9 protein-coding genes are annotated in these 13798 nt (G+C 72.2%); 7 read left to right on the top strand and 2 right to left on the bottom strand.

The window, feature by feature from the left end; all coding sequences use genetic code 11:
* Positions 1–90: 90 nt before the first annotated feature.
* The 5 genes from ACFYXA_RS16525 to holA all read left to right on the top strand — a co-directional run bounded on the left by ACFYXA_RS16525 (position 91) and on the right by holA (position 6126).
* Positions 91–1302: a helix-hairpin-helix domain-containing protein gene (locus ACFYXA_RS16525; protein ID WP_389033143.1), complete on the top strand. Its 1212-nt coding sequence runs from the start codon at positions 91–93 to the stop codon at positions 1300–1302.
* Positions 1299–3950, top strand: a complete 2652-nt coding sequence (locus tag ACFYXA_RS16520; RefSeq protein ID WP_389033140.1) for a ComEC/Rec2 family competence protein — start codon at positions 1299–1301, stop codon at positions 3948–3950. The genes ACFYXA_RS16525 and ACFYXA_RS16520 overlap by 4 nt, the downstream gene beginning before the upstream one ends.
* A 5-nt stretch (positions 3951–3955) precedes the next feature.
* Complete coding sequence (locus ACFYXA_RS16515) at positions 3956–4822, top strand: arylamine N-acetyltransferase (protein ID WP_389033137.1); 867 nt, start codon at positions 3956–3958, stop codon at positions 4820–4822.
* Positions 4815–5060, top strand: coding sequence for a hypothetical protein (locus tag ACFYXA_RS16510; protein ID WP_352245094.1), 246 nt, complete (start codon positions 4815–4817; stop codon positions 5058–5060). Before ACFYXA_RS16515 ends, ACFYXA_RS16510 begins: the two co-directional genes overlap by 8 nt.
* Positions 5061–5139: 79 nt before the next feature.
* Complete coding sequence (gene holA, locus ACFYXA_RS16505; protein WP_352245093.1) at positions 5140–6126, top strand: DNA polymerase III subunit delta; 987 nt, start codon at positions 5140–5142, stop codon at positions 6124–6126.
* A gap of 214 nt (positions 6127–6340) precedes the next feature.
* On the opposite strand, the gene rpsT is transcribed toward holA, so the two are convergent.
* Entirely contained in the window at positions 6341–6607 is a 267-nt protein-coding gene (rpsT, locus tag ACFYXA_RS16500) for a 30S ribosomal protein S20 (RefSeq protein WP_053750780.1), read from the bottom strand.
* 232 nt (positions 6608–6839) lie between these two features.
* Between rpsT and lepA the strand changes: the two genes are divergently transcribed.
* Entirely contained in the window at positions 6840–8708 is a 1869-nt protein-coding gene (gene lepA / locus ACFYXA_RS16495; protein WP_351091080.1) for a translation elongation factor 4, read from the top strand.
* 199 nt (positions 8709–8907) lie between these two features.
* Positions 8908–10791 carry an AMP-binding protein gene (locus tag ACFYXA_RS16490; protein WP_352245092.1) on the top strand — a complete coding sequence of 628 codons (1884 nt, stop codon included), beginning with the start codon at positions 8908–8910 and terminating at the stop codon, positions 10789–10791.
* A gap of 234 nt (positions 10792–11025) precedes the next feature.
* On the opposite strand, the gene ACFYXA_RS16485 is transcribed toward ACFYXA_RS16490, so the two are convergent.
* Positions 11026–13798 (bottom strand): ATP-binding protein (locus ACFYXA_RS16485; protein ID WP_389033130.1); only part of this gene is annotated, 2773 nt, incomplete at its 5' end.

The raw sequence follows: 13798 nt of genomic DNA, 5'->3' as shown, positions 1-13798 counted from the left end.
GTGGGTGATGAAGTTGTCCACAACCGGGGCGCTCTCCACGGGAATTGAGCAAGATCATCGCGATGTGGCGAAGTGTCCGATCCTCGTCGCATGGCACTTCGATCACGTTCACATGCGACCAATCCGACCAGTGGGCCCGGCCGGCGGCCCGGCTCTGACGGGCGCCTGCGACACCGGCGCACCCCCGCCCGCGGCCGGGTGGACGGCCGTCCTGCCCCGGCGGAGGAACTGCGCCGACGGGCGGAGCTGCTGTTCGGCGGACCGGGAGGACAGCCCGTTGAGCGGGGCGGCCGCGGCGAGTCGGGGAGCGGGCCGCCGGGGCACGGCGGCGTGCCGGGCGGTGGGCGTGCGGCCCGGGGCGCGTTGGGGGAGCCGGCACAGCAGTCCGGCGGTGTGCTCGTGGCGGTGGACGAGCCGGAGGAGGTGGTCGTCGACGGGTTCGCGGGGCGGCTGCGTCCGCCGCGTCCTGAGGCCGAAGAGACGCGGGCCGACGCGACCGCAACCGCTGCCGTGGAGGGGGCGGACTGGCGGACGCGGGCGGGGCTCGCCCTGCGGGAGCGGATGCCGGTGTGGGTGCAGGCGCGCTGCGGGCTGGAGGCGAGGAGCGTGATCGCGCTCTCCGTGGTCGTCGTCGCCGTCGCGGCCTTCGCCGTGCATCACTTCTGGTCCGGTGGGGCGCGGACCGTGCGGGCGCCGGAGGTGGTGCGGGCGGCCTCGTACGAGGAAGGCGAACGGAGCGGGCCGGGCGGCGGGCGGGAGGCCGCTGGAGCGAGTGGTGCGGCGGGCGTGGTGGGGGCGCGGGGCAAGGCGGGTGTCGGCGTCGGCGCGGGCACGGCCGAGATCGTGGTGGACGTCAGCGGGAAGGTGCGCGAGCCCGGGATCCATCGACTGCCGGTGGGCTCGCGGGTCGTCGACGCGCTGAACGCGGCCGGCGGGGTGCGGCCGGGCACGAACACCGACGGCCTGAACCGGGCGCGGTTCCTGGTCGACGGGGAACAGGTCGTCGTCGGCGGCGCGGTGGTGAGCGGTGGTGGCGCGGTCGGCGGTGGTGCCGCGAGCGGCCCGGCGGCGGGCGGGGCGGCGGGGCCAATTGCCGGGACGGGGGCGGGGGTACCGGTCTCGCTGAACACGGCCACCGTGGAGCAGCTCGACGCGCTGCCCGGGGTGGGGCCCGTCCTGGCGCGGCACATCGTGGACTACCGCGCGCAGCAAGGCGGTTTCCGCTCCGTGGACGAGCTGCGTGAGGTCAACGGCATCGGTCAGCGGCGCTTCGCCGACCTACGGGATCTCGTACGGCCATGACCCACGACGACCTCTCGCCGACGGTGACGGCAGCCGGTGCCGAGCCCCAGCCCGGTGCACGGCCGCGCCGGGCCGTGCACGCGGCATCGGGGCGGCGGCTGGGAGACGCGCATCCGCGGCAGGAAGGCCCGGTGGATCTGCGGCTCGTGCCGCCGGCGCTCGCGGCCTGGGCGACGGCGGCGGTGGCACTGGACGCGTCGCCGGGGCTGGTGAGCGCCGTCGTGCTCGTCTGCCTGACCGCGACCGGGGTCCTCCTCGGCGCGGGACGGCGGGGGCGGCGGGGACGGCGGGGACGGTCCGCCTCGGACGCGAGCGCCGGCCGGTCGCGGGCGACCGTCGCCGCGGTGCTGCTCTGCGTGGCCGCGGCCGCCGCGTCCGCCGGACTGCACGGGGCCGATCTGCGACGCGGGCCGGTGCCCGCCCTGGCCGGGGAGTACGCCACGGTCACCGCCGAGGCGGAGCTCGCCTCGGACCCCCGGCTCGCCCGCCCCCGCTTCACGGGAGACCGCCGCACCCCGGACGCGGTGCTGATCGACGCGGAGGTCCGCAGGGTCGAGACGCGTACGGGGCGGGCCTGGGCGAAGGAGCCGCCGGGAGCCGGAGCGTGGGATGGGCGGGTCAGGGCGGTGGTGGTGCGCACTCCGGTGCTGCTGGTGGTCGATGTCGCGGGTGCCGGGGAATCGGGAGCCCGGGGGCGGGCGGCGAGGGCGGAGTGGCTCGGGTTGCTGCCCTCGTCCCGGGTGCGGGTGACGGGTCGGCTGGCGCCGGCGTCGAGCGGCGGGGACCGGACGGCGGCGGTGCTGCGGGTGCGGGACCGGGCGGGGCCGGTGGTGGTGCGGGGGCCGTCGGCGGCGCAGCGTGCGGCGGGACGGCTGCGGGCGGGGCTGCGGGAGGCCACCGACAAGCTCCCCGCGGACGCGCGGGCGCTGCTGCCGGGGCTGGTCGTGGGGGACACCTCGCGGATCACGCCCGAACTGGACGAGGCCTTCAAGGAGACGGACCTCGCCCACACGCTCGCCGTGTCCGGCAGCAACCTCACGATCATGCTGGCCCTGCTCCTCGGACCGCCCGGTCTGGCCCAGCACGTGGAGCGCCGCGGGCTGGCGCCGAGGCTCGGCATCCCTCTGCGGGCGACGGCGCTGCTGGGCGGGGCGCTGACCCTCGGGTTCGTCGTGGTGTGCCGGCCCGACCCGAGCGTGCTGCGGGCGGCGGCCTGCGGCGCCGTGGTCCTGCTCGCGTTGGCGACCGGTCGCCGACGGTCGCTGATCCCGGCGCTGGCGACGGCGGTCCTGCTGCTGGTGCTGTACGACCCGTGGCTGGCGCTCAGTCATGGTTTCCTGCTGTCGGTGCTGGCCACGGGGGCGTTGTTGACGCTGGCCCCGCGCTGGAGCGCGGCACTGCGCCGGCGCGGAGTGCCGCCGCGGCTGGCGGAGGCGTTGGCGGCGGCGGGGGCCGCGCAGGCGGTGTGCGCGCCGGTGGTGACCGTGCTGTCGGCGCGGGTGAGCCTGGTGGCGGTGCCGTGCAACCTGCTGGTGGAGTTCGCGGTGGCCCCGGCGACGGTGCTGGGATTCGCGGCGCTGGCGACCGCTCCGCTGGCGATGCCGGTGGCCGAGGCGCTCGCGTGGTGCGCGGGCTGGCCGGCCGGGTGGATCGCGTCCGTCGCGCGGACCGGTGCGGCGCTGCCCGGCGCGGGGCTGGACTGGCCGGGCGGCTGGGCCGGGGCGCTGCTGCTCGCCGTCGTCACGGTCGCGCTGGTGCCGCTCGGGCGGCGGTTGACGAGGCGTCCGTGGCTGTGCGGGATCTGCGGAGCGTTGCTGTTGCTCGTGGTCGTGCAGCCGCCGCCGCTGACCCGGGTGCTCACGGGCTGGCCGCCGCCGGGCTGGCGGCTCGCGATGTGCGATGTGGGGCAGGGCGACGCGACGGTGCTCGCGGCGGGTGCGGGCACCGGGGTGGTGGTGGACGCCGGGCCCGATCCGGTCCTGGTCGACCGGTGTCTGCGCACCCTGGGCGTCACCCGGGTGCCGCTCGTGGTGCTGACCCACTTCCATGCCGACCATGTGGCGGGGCTGCCGGGGGTGTTGCGGGGCCGGGCGGTGGGGGCGATCGGGACGACGGGTTTCGAGGAGCCCGCCGACCAGGCGGAGTTCGTGCGGAGGGAGGCGCGGGAGCGGGGAGTTCCCGTGGTGCGGGCGGCGGCGGGGGAGCGCAGGCGGGTCGGCGCGCTCGAATGGGAGGTGCTGTGGCCGCCGCCGGCCACGGCCGCCGTCGCGGAGCCGGACGGGCCGAACGACGCCAGCGTGACCCTGCTGGTGCGCACGGCGGGGCTGCGGATGCTGCTCCTCGGGGATCTCGAACCCCCGGCCCAGCGGGCGCTGCTGCGCTCGCCGGCGGGCGCGGCACTGGCCGGCGGGGTGGACGTGCTCAAGGTGGCCCACCACGGGTCGGCCTACCAGGACCCGGATCTGATGCGCACTGCGGCGCCGAGGGTCGCGCTGATCAGCTGCGGGGCGGACAACCGGTACGGTCACCCGGCTCCCGGCACGGTCGCGGCGCTGCGGGCGTCGGGCGCGGTGGTGTTGCGCACGGACCGGGACGGGGCACTCGCGGTCGCGGGTACGGGCGCCGGGCTGCGGGTGGCGGGAGACTGAGGGGCATGGACTCCGCACAGGTCGCCTCCGCGCCGCTCGACTCCCCTCTGCTGGACGCCTATCTGCGCCGCCTCGGCGTCGCGTACCCGGCGTGGCCCACCGCCGACGTGCTGCGGGAGCTGCATGTGCGGCATCTGCAGACCGTGCCCTTCGAGAACCTGTCGATCCATCTGGGGGAGGAGATCGTCCTGGAGGAGAGACGGCTGGTGGAGAAGGTGGTGGAGGGCCGCAGGGGAGGGTTCTGTTACGAGCTGAACGGCGCGTTCGGGGCGCTGCTCGCGGGGCTCGGTTTCGATGTGACGCTGCTGGCCGGGCGGGTGTACGGGGAGGAGGGGCGGCCTGGGATCCCGTACGACCATCTCGCGCTGCGGGTGCGGACGGTGGACGCGGGGGAGTGGCTGGCCGACGTGGGCTTCGGGGCGCACAGCCACTTTCCGCTGCGCTGGGAGCACCGGGGTGAACAGGAGGATCCCGCGGGCGTGTTCAGGATCGTGGAGGCCAGGGCGGACGCGGCCGGGGCGAAGGGCGGGGCGGACCGCTCGGCCGATGACCTGGACGTCGTCCGCGACGGCTCGCGCCAGTACCGGCTGGAGGTGCGGCCGCGGGCGTTGGGCGACTTCGCGGCCGGCGCGTGGTGGCACCGGACGTCCCCCGAGTCGCACTTCACCCGGTCGCTCGTCTGCTCGCGGGTCACGGAGGACGGCGGGAGGATCACGCTGAGCGGGCGCCGGTTGAAGACGACGACGGCCGACGGGACGAGCGAGGAGCGGGAGTTGACGCGGGACGAGGAGGTGCTGGAGGTGTACCGGGAGCGGTTCGGGATCCGGTTGGAGCAGGTTCCGCGGGTGCGGGCAGGATGGGGGCGTGAGTGATGTGAGACATGTGCTGGTGCTGCCCGACCGCGACGCCGCGGAGGAGGTGGTCGAGGCGCTGCGGGAGCGGTTCGGGGTGCGTGAGGAGCCGCAGGTCGTCCGCGACGCCCTGGCCGGTGAGGACGACGCGGAGGACGCGCAGTGGCTGGTGGTGCTGCGCGACGAGGAGGAGCGGCTCGACCCGGCCGGGCTGGACGCGTTCGCGGGGGAGTGGGAGGGGTGGCGCGAGGAGCCGTGACGCTTTCCGGCCTCGCGGCCGCGCTCGGGGGCCGTCGGGCCGGGCCCGGTTGTCAGTGGGCCGTGGGATGCTGTGGGGGATGGCCAGGAAGACCGCTAACGACGACCTTCTCGCCCCGGTGACGCTCGCCGTGGGGCAGGAGGACCTGCTGCTCGACCGCGCCGTGCAGGAGGTGGTGGCCGCCGCCCGCGCCGCCGACGCCGACACCGATGTGCGCGACCTCACCCCCGACCAGTTGCAGCCCGGCACGCTGGCCGAGCTGACCAGTCCCTCGCTCTTCGCGGAGCGCAAGGTCGTGGCCGTACGCAACGCGCAGGACCTGTCGGCGGACACGGTGAAGGACGTCAAGGCGTATCTCCAGGCCCCCGCCGAGGAGATCACGCTCGTGCTGCTGCACGCGGGCGGGGCCAAGGGCAAAGGGCTGCTGGACGCCGCGCGCAAGGCGGGGGCGCGGGAGGTGGCCTGCCCGAAGATGACCAAGCCGGCGGACCGGCTGGCCTTCGTGCGGCAGGAGTTCCGGGCGACCGGGCGCTCGGCCACGCCCGAGGCGTGCCAGGCGCTCGTGGACGCGATCGGCAGCGATCTGCGGGAGTTGGCGTCCGCGGTGTCCCAGCTCGTCGCCGATGTGGAGGGCACCGTCGACGAGGCCGTCGTCGGGCGGTACTACACCGGGCGGGCGGAGGCGTCGAGCTTCACCGTCGCGGACCGGGCCGTCGAAGGGCGGGCGGCGGAGGCGCTGGAGGCACTGCGGTGGTCGCTGGCGACCGGCGTCGCGCCCGTGATGATCACCAGCGCGCTCGCGCAGGGCGTGCGGGCGATCGGCAAGCTGTCCTCGGCGCGCGGGGGCCGTCCGGCCGATCTGGCGCGGGAGTTGGGCATGCCGCCGTGGAAGATCGACCGGGTGCGGCAGCAGATGCGGGGCTGGACGCCGGACGGGGTCAGCGTCGCGCTGCGGGCCGTCGCCGAGGCGGACGCCGGGGTGAAGGGCGGCGGGGACGATCCGGAGTACGCGCTGGAGAAGGCCGTGGTGGCGATCGCCCTCGCGGCGCGGTCCCGGGGTCGCTGAGCGCACAGCGAACGTGCCCTGGGGGCACGTTCGTCACAGCCGGAAGCCCCCGTACGCCGTCCTGGGGAAGGGCGGGTAGCGGGGGCTTCGGGTCACGCTGTGTGGAACCGCGCCCGCGTGGCGAACGCAGGCCGCGCGCGGTTCCGGGGGGCCGGACGGGAGCGGATGAGAGAGGGCCCGCTCTGGGTCCTTCCGGCGGTCAGATCAGAAGGGTTCAGCCCTTGAGGGTCGCGACCTTGGAAGCGAGCGCCGACTTCTTGTTGGCGGCCTGGTTCTTGTGGATGACGCCCTTGGAGACGGCCTTGTCGAGCTGACGCGCGGCAGCGCGCTGGTACTCGGTGGCCTTCTCGACGTCACCCGCGGCAGCGGCCTCGCGGGCCTTGCGGATCGCGGTCTTGAGGGAGGACTTGACGGCCTTGTTGCGCAGCCGCGCCTTCTCGTTGGTCTTGATCCGCTTGATCTGGGACTTGATGTTCGCCACGAATGAGCCTTTACAGGTTCAGGCGCCGGCCCGCACGGATGCCGCGCGGATCCCGCACCAGGTGATTTCTTGATGACGTGCCTCGCGCTGAGAGGGCATGAGACACAGCTGCCCAGAGTACCAGTGGCCCCGAGGACGGCCCAAACCGCTCCCAGGTCCCCACGCGTGGGACCATGGAACCTACGTATCGATCCGACCGAGGCATAAGGCGCCTCAAGAGACAGGACCCTGCGTGCCCGCGATCCCTAACAATGTGCCCGAGCCGAGCCGTACCGACCCGGCGCTGATCCGCAACTTCTGCATCATCGCGCACATCGACCACGGCAAGTCCACGCTCGCCGACCGGATGCTCCAGCTGACCGGTGTGGTCGAGCAGCGGCAGATGCGTGCCCAGTACCTCGACCGCATGGACATCGAGCGCGAGCGCGGTATCACGATCAAGTCGCAGGCGGTGCGTCTGCCGTGGGCTCCGAGCCACGACAAGGGCAACACGCACATCCTCAACATGATCGACACCCCCGGGCACGTCGACTTCACCTACGAGGTCTCGCGGTCGCTCGCCGCCTGCGAGGGGACCGTCCTCCTCGTGGACGCCGCCCAGGGCATCGAGGCCCAGACCCTCGCCAACCTGTACCTGGCGATGGAGAACGACCTCAAGATCATCCCCGTGCTGAACAAGATCGACCTGCCGGCCGCCCAGCCGGAGAAGTTCTCCGAGGAGCTCGCCAACCTCATCGGCTGCGACCCGGACGACGTGCTCAAGGTCTCCGCCAAGACCGGCGTCGGCGTCGACCTGCTGCTCGACAAGGTCGTCGCCGAGGTGCCGGCCCCGGTCGGCGTCAAGGACGCGCCCGCCCGCGCCATGATCTTCGACTCCGTCTACGACTCCTACCGGGGCGTGGTCACCTACGTCCGTGTCATCGACGGCCAGCTCAACAAGCGCGAGCGGATCCGGATGATGTCCACGGGCGCCACGCACGAGCTGCTGGAGATCGGGACCAACTCGCCCGAGATGCTGGCGGCCGACGGCCTCGGCGTCGGCGAGGTGGGCTATCTGATCACGGGTGTGAAGGACGTCCGCCAGTCCAAGGTCGGCGACACCGTCACCAGCCAGGCCAAGGGGGCGACGGAGGCGCTCGGCGGGTACAAGGACCCCAAGCCCATGGTGTTCTCGGGTCTGTATCCGCTGGACGGCTCCGACTACCCCGAGCTGCGCGAGGCGCTGGACAAGCTCCAGCTCAACGACGCCGCGCTCGTCTACGAGCCGGAGACCTCCGCCGCCCTCGGCTTCGGCTTCCGCGTCGGCTTCCTCGGCCTGCTCCACCTGGACGTGATCCGGGAGCGGCTGGAGCGCGAGTTCGGACTCGACCTCATCGCGACCGCTCCCAACGTGGTCTACCGCGTGGTCATGGAGGACGGCGCCGAGCACACCGTCACCAACCCGAGCGAGTTCCCGGAAGGCAAGATCAGCGAGGTGTACGAGCCGGTCGTGCGCGCCACCATCCTGGCGCCGACCGAGTTCATCGGCTCGATCATGGAGCTGTGCCAGACCCGGCGCGGCACCCTGCTCGGCATGGACTACCTCTCCGAGGACCGGGTCGAGATCCGCTACACGCTCCCGCTCGCGGAGATCGTCTTCGACTTCTTCGACCAGCTGAAGTCGAAGACGCGCGGGTACGCGTCGCTGGACTACGAGCCCACCGGCGAGCAGACCAGCTCCCTCGTCAAGGTCGACATCCTGCTGCACGGCGACAAGGTGGACGCGTTCTCCGCGATCACCCACAAGGACCAGGCGTACGCGTACGGCGTACGGCTCGTCGCCAAGCTCAAGGAGCTCATCCCGCGGCAGGCCTTCGAGGTGCCGGTGCAGGCCGCCATCGGCTCCCGGGTCATCGCCCGCGAGACCATCCGCGCCATCCGCAAGGACGTCCTCGCCAAGTGCTACGGCGGCGACATCTCCCGTAAGCGCAAGCTTCTGGAGAAGCAGAAGGAAGGCAAGAAGCGGATGAAGATGGTGGGTTCCGTGGAGGTTCCGCAGGAGGCCTTCATCGCCGTGCTCAGCAGTGACGACAGCGCGGGGTCGGCAAAGGGCAAGAAGTAGCGGTCCACCGAGCTGTCCAGGGGCCCGTCGTGCGGTTGCGCGGCGGGCCCCGTGGCTGTGGTCTGTGAAAAGTGACAGTACGTGACCCCTTACGTGCCGGGCGGTCGCCCTCTACGCTGAAGCCTGCTCGATGGTTACTCGCGAGTTAAACAACAGCCGCACTGAGCCAGCCGCATCGTCGCGGGCCCCGGAGGATGTCGTGAGCGACACACAGACCCTGATCGAGAACCGTCCGCCGTCCGTCGCGGGCCTCTTCCTGGAGCGCGTGTCCGCCACGCCCGACGCGGAGGCCTACCGGTATCCGGTACCGGCCGCGTCGGGCCAGGGCCCGGACGACTGGAAGTCGCTGAGCTGGGCGCGGACCGCCGAGCGGGTGTACGCCATCGCGGCCGGGCTGATCGAGCTGGGCGTGCAGCCGGAGCAGCGCGTCGCGCTCGCCTCCTCCACCCGGATCGAGTGGATCCTCGCCGACCTCGGCATCATGTGCGCCGGCGCGGCGACCACGACGATCTACCCGCAGACCAACGCGGAGGAGTCGGCGTTCATCCTCTCCGACTCCTCGAGCCGGGTGATGATCGCCGAGGACGCGGCCCAGCTCGCCAAGGCGGTGGAGAAGCGCTCCGAGCTGCCCGAGCTCACCCATGTGGTCGTCGTCGACGCGGCGGGGCTGGAGAGCGTGGACACCGGCGACTGGATCCTCACGCTCGACGAGCTGGAGAAGCGCGGCGCCGCCCGGCTGGAGCAGGAGCCGGAGCTGATCAAGGAGCGGGTCGGCGCGATCGCCAAGGACCAGCTCGCCACCCTCATCTACACCTCGGGCACCACCGGCCGCCCCAAGGGCGTGCGCCTGCCGCACGACAACTGGTCGTACATGGCCAAGGCGATCGCCGCGACCGGGCTGGTCAGCGCCGAGGACGTGCAGTACCTGTGGCTGCCGCTCGCCCACGTGTTCGGCAAGGTGCTGACCTCCGGGCAGATCGAGGTCGGGCACGTCACCGCCGTGGACGGCCGCGTCGACAAGATCATCGAGAACCTGCCGGTCGTGCAGCCGACCTACATGGCGGCCGTGCCGCGCATCTTCGAGAAGGTCTACAACGGGATCGCCACGAAGGCCCGGGCCGGCGGCGGCGCCAAGTACAAGATCTTCCAGTGGGCCGCCGAGGTCGCCCGCGAGTACGCCAAGGTCGCCCAGGACAACTTCCGCCGCACCGGAACGGCCTCCGTGCCCTTCGGGCTCGGCGCGAAGCACAAGGTCGCCGACGCGCTCGTCTACGCCAAGATCCGGGAGGCGTTCGGCGGGAACCTGCGCGCCTGCGTCTCCGGCAGCGCGGCCCTGTCGCCCGAGATCGGCTACTTCTTCTCCGGCGCCGGGGTCCACATCCTGGAGGGGTACGGACTCACGGAGTCCTCCGCGGCCTCCTTCGTGAACCCGGGCGAGGCCTACCGCACCGGCACCGTCGGCAAGCCGCTGCCCGGCACGGAGGTGCGGATCGCCGAGGACGGCGAGATCCTGCTGCGCGGCCCCGGCATCATGGAGGGCTACCACGGCCTCCCCGACAAGACCGCCGAGGTGCTGGAGGCGGACGGCTGGTTCCACACCGGCGACATCGGCGAACTGTCGGCCGACGGGTACCTGCGGATCACCGACCGCAAGAAGGACCTGATCAAGACGTCGGGCGGCAAGTACATCGCGCCGGCCGAGGTCGAGGGCCAGTTCAAGGCGGTCTGCCCCTACGTGTCGAACATCCTCGTGCACGGGGCCGACCGGAACTTCTGCACCGCGCTGATCGCCCTCGACGAGCCGTCCATCCTCGGCTGGGCCGAGGAGAACGGGCTGGCCGGCAAGTCGTACGCCGAGGTCGTCGCCGCGCCGGCCACCGTGTCCCTGGTCCAGGGGTACGTCGAGCAGCTCAACCAGGGGCTGCAGAAGTGGCAGACGATCAAGAAGTTCCGGCTGCTGCCGCGGGACCTCGACGTGGAGCACGGGGAGATCACGCCGAGCCTGAAGCTGAAGCGGCCGGTCGTGGAGCGCGAGTACAAGCACCTGATCGACGAGATGTACGCGGGCACGCGCGAGGCCTAGCCGCCAAGGGGCGCGGACCCCAACTCCGCGCCCCACCCCACGCCCCCGAGCCCGGACTCCGCGCGCCCGCGCTCAGGCTCCGGGTGCCGCGTCCCCACCCCGCGCGCCCGCGTCCGGACTCCGCGTGCCGTCCCCCGGCTCGACGTACCGCGCCCCACGCTCCCGCGTGCCCCACGCTCACTCCGCGTGCACGCTCACTCCACGCCCCCGCACCTCACCCCGCGCCCCCGTACCTCACTCCGTGAGCCCGGCTGCCTCCGTGGTCCCGTTACCCGCTGTGTCGGTCTCGGCGGTGGGCGCGGCCCCCTCCGGGGGCGGGGGGTCCAGCAGGGTGCATACGACCGTCAGCAGGCGGTCGACGTCCACGGGCTTGGGGACGTAGTCGTTGGCTCCGCGGGCGATGGACTTCTCCCGGTCGCCGGGCATCGCCTTGGCGGTCAGGGCGACGATGGGCAGGCCCGCCCAGCGCGGGGTGCGGCGGATGGCGGCGATGGTCTCGTAGCCGTCCATCTCCGGCATCATGATGTCCATCAGGACGAGTTCGACGTCCGGGTTGCGCTCCAGCGTCTCGATGCCCTCGCGGCCGTTCTCCGCGTACAGCACGGGCATGCCGACCCGGCCCAGCACATGGGTGAGCGCGAAGACGTTGCGGATGTCGTCGTCCACGATCAGCACCCGCCGTCCGGGCAGGACCTGCCCCGCCCGCCCCGCCTGCCAGGCCTCCAGCTTGGTGAGGGCCGGCCAGGAGTCGTCGCTCTCGTGCGCCCCGGAGGAGGGCTCGGCGGCCAGGACGGACGTGCCGCGTTCCTCCGTGACCGTGTGGCCGGGGCTGACGACCGGGACGTACAGCGTGAACGTGGAGCCCCGGCCGGGCTCGCTCTCGGCGACGATCCGCCCGCCGAGCAGCCCCGCGATCTCCCGGCTGATGGACAGCCCGAGGCCCGTGCCGCCGTACTTGCGGTTGGTGGTGCCGTCGGCCTGCTGGAACGCCTCGAAGATCACCGGGAGTTTCTCGGGCGCGATTCCGATACCGGTGTCGGAGACGGTGAAGGCGATCACCTCGTCGCTGCTCTTCACATACCGGTAGTCGGGGTCCGCGACCCGGTTCACCCGCAGCTCCACCCGGCCCGACGCGGTGAACTTGATCGCGTTGGAGAGCAGGTTGCGCAGGATCTGCTGGAGTCGCTGCTCGTCCGAGTACATCTCGCGCGGCACGTCCTCCCCGACCGTCACCTCGAAGGCGAGCCCCCGGTCCAGGGTGAGCGGGCGGAAGGTGGCGTGGACGTAGTCCAGCAGCTTGATGAGCGGGAGCCGCTTGGGCCGTACGTCCATCCGGCCGGCCTCGATCTTCGACAGGTCCAGGATGTCGTTGATCAGTTGCAGGAGGTCGGAGCCCGAGCGGTGGATCGTCGTCGCGAACTGCACCTCCTGGTCGGAGAGGCGGCCGTCGGGGTTGTCCGACAGCAGCCGGGCCAGGATCAGCAGGGAGTTCAGGGGCGTGCGCAGCTCGTGCGACATGTTGGCCAGGAACTCCGACTTGTACTGGGAGCTGGTCGCCAGCAGAGCCGCCTTCTCCTCCAGTTCCGCGTTGGAGCGCTGCAACTCGGCCTGCTGCTTCTGGAGTTCGTCGGAGCGCTCCTGGAGCTGCATGGCCAGGCGCTGGGACTCGCCGAGCAGCGACTCCGTGCGGGAGTTGGCGATGATGGTGTTGATGGCGACGCCGATGGTGTTCACGAACTGGTCGAAGAACGCCAGGTGCACATCGGAGAACCGGGAGAACGAGGCCAGCTCGATCACCCCGAGGAGCGTGTCCTCGAAGAGGATCGGGATGATGACGATCGTGGTCGGGGAGGCCTCGCCCAGCCCGCTGTTGATCTTGATGTAGTGCGGCGGGGCCCCCTCGACCAGGATCCGCTTCTTCTCCCGGGCCGCCTGGTGGACCAGGCCGTGCACCGGCAGCCCGCCCGTCTCCACGGTCGCGCCCTCTGCCGAGCCGTAACCGGCGATGAACGCCAGCCCCTTGGCCGGCACGGTCGTCCTGACGGCCGCCTCGCCCTCCGGATCGGCCAGGTAGAACGCCCCGTACTGCGCGTTCACCAGCGGCGTCAGCTCCCGCAGGATCAGGTCGGCGACCTCCATCAGGTCCCGGTGCCCCTGCATCAGGGCGGCCAGCCGGGCCAGGTTGGACTCCAGCCAGTCCTTCGCCCGGGTCGTCTCGCGCAGGTTGGCCACCATCAGGTTGATGTTGTCCTTCAGCTCGGCCACCTCGCCGCGCGTCTCCACGGAGATCGAGCGGGACATGTCGCCCTGGGCGACCGCCGAGGCGACCTCGGCGATCGCGCGGACCTGGGTGGTGAGGTTCAGTGCCAGCTCGTTCACGTTGGTCGTCAGGCGCTTCCAGGTGCCGTACACGCCCTCCACCCGCGCCTGGCCGCCGAGTTGGCCCTCGGAGCCCACCTCGCGGGCCACCCGGGTGACCTCGGAGGCGAAGGAGGACAGGGTGTCGACCATCGTGTTGATGGTGGTCTTCAGTTCCAGGATCTCACCGCGCGCGTCCACGTCGATCTTCCGCGACAGATCGCCCTGGGCGACCGCCGTGGCCACCTGGGCGATGTTGCGGACCTGCGAAGTGAGGTTGTCTGCCATGTAGTTGACGTTGTCGGTCAGGTCCCGCCACACGCCCGAGACGCCCAGCACCTGGGCGCGCCCGCCGAGCCGGCCGTCCGTGCCGACCTCGCGGGCCACCCTGGTCACCTCGTCGGCGAAGGCCCGCAGCTGCTCCACCATCGTGTTGACGGTGTCCTTCAGCTCCAGGATCTCGCCCCGCGCGTCCACGGTGATCTTCTTCGACAGGTCGCCGTTGGCCACCGCCGTCGTCACCTGGGCGATGTTGCGGACCTGCGAGGTCAGGTTCAGCGCCATGAAGTTGACGTTGTCGGTGAGGTCCTTCCAGACGCCCGAGACGCCTCGCACCTGCGCCTGGCCGCCGAGGTTGCCCTCGGTGCCG

It is taken from the genome of Streptomyces sp. NPDC002566 (assembly GCF_042889585.1).
Taxonomy (GTDB): Bacteria; Actinomycetota; Actinomycetes; order Streptomycetales; family Streptomycetaceae; genus Streptomyces.
The sequence above is the reverse complement of the archived record's forward strand: the minus strand, read 5'-3'. Positions and strand labels throughout refer to the sequence as shown.

Excerpts from the sequence above, each read along its gene's own strand:
- ACFYXA_RS16525 (WP_389033143.1), top strand. The coding sequence starts at position 91 with ATGGCACTTCGATCACGTTCACATGCGACCAATCCGACCAGTGGGCCC.
- ACFYXA_RS16520 (WP_389033140.1), top strand. The coding sequence starts at position 1,299 with ATGACCCACGACGACCTCTCGCCGACGGTGACGGCAGCCGGTGCCGAG.
- ACFYXA_RS16515 (WP_389033137.1), top strand. The coding sequence starts at position 3,956 with ATGGACTCCGCACAGGTCGCCTCCGCGCCGCTCGACTCCCCTCTGCTG.
- holA (WP_352245093.1), top strand. The coding sequence starts at position 5,140 with ATGGCCAGGAAGACCGCTAACGACGACCTTCTCGCCCCGGTGACGCTC.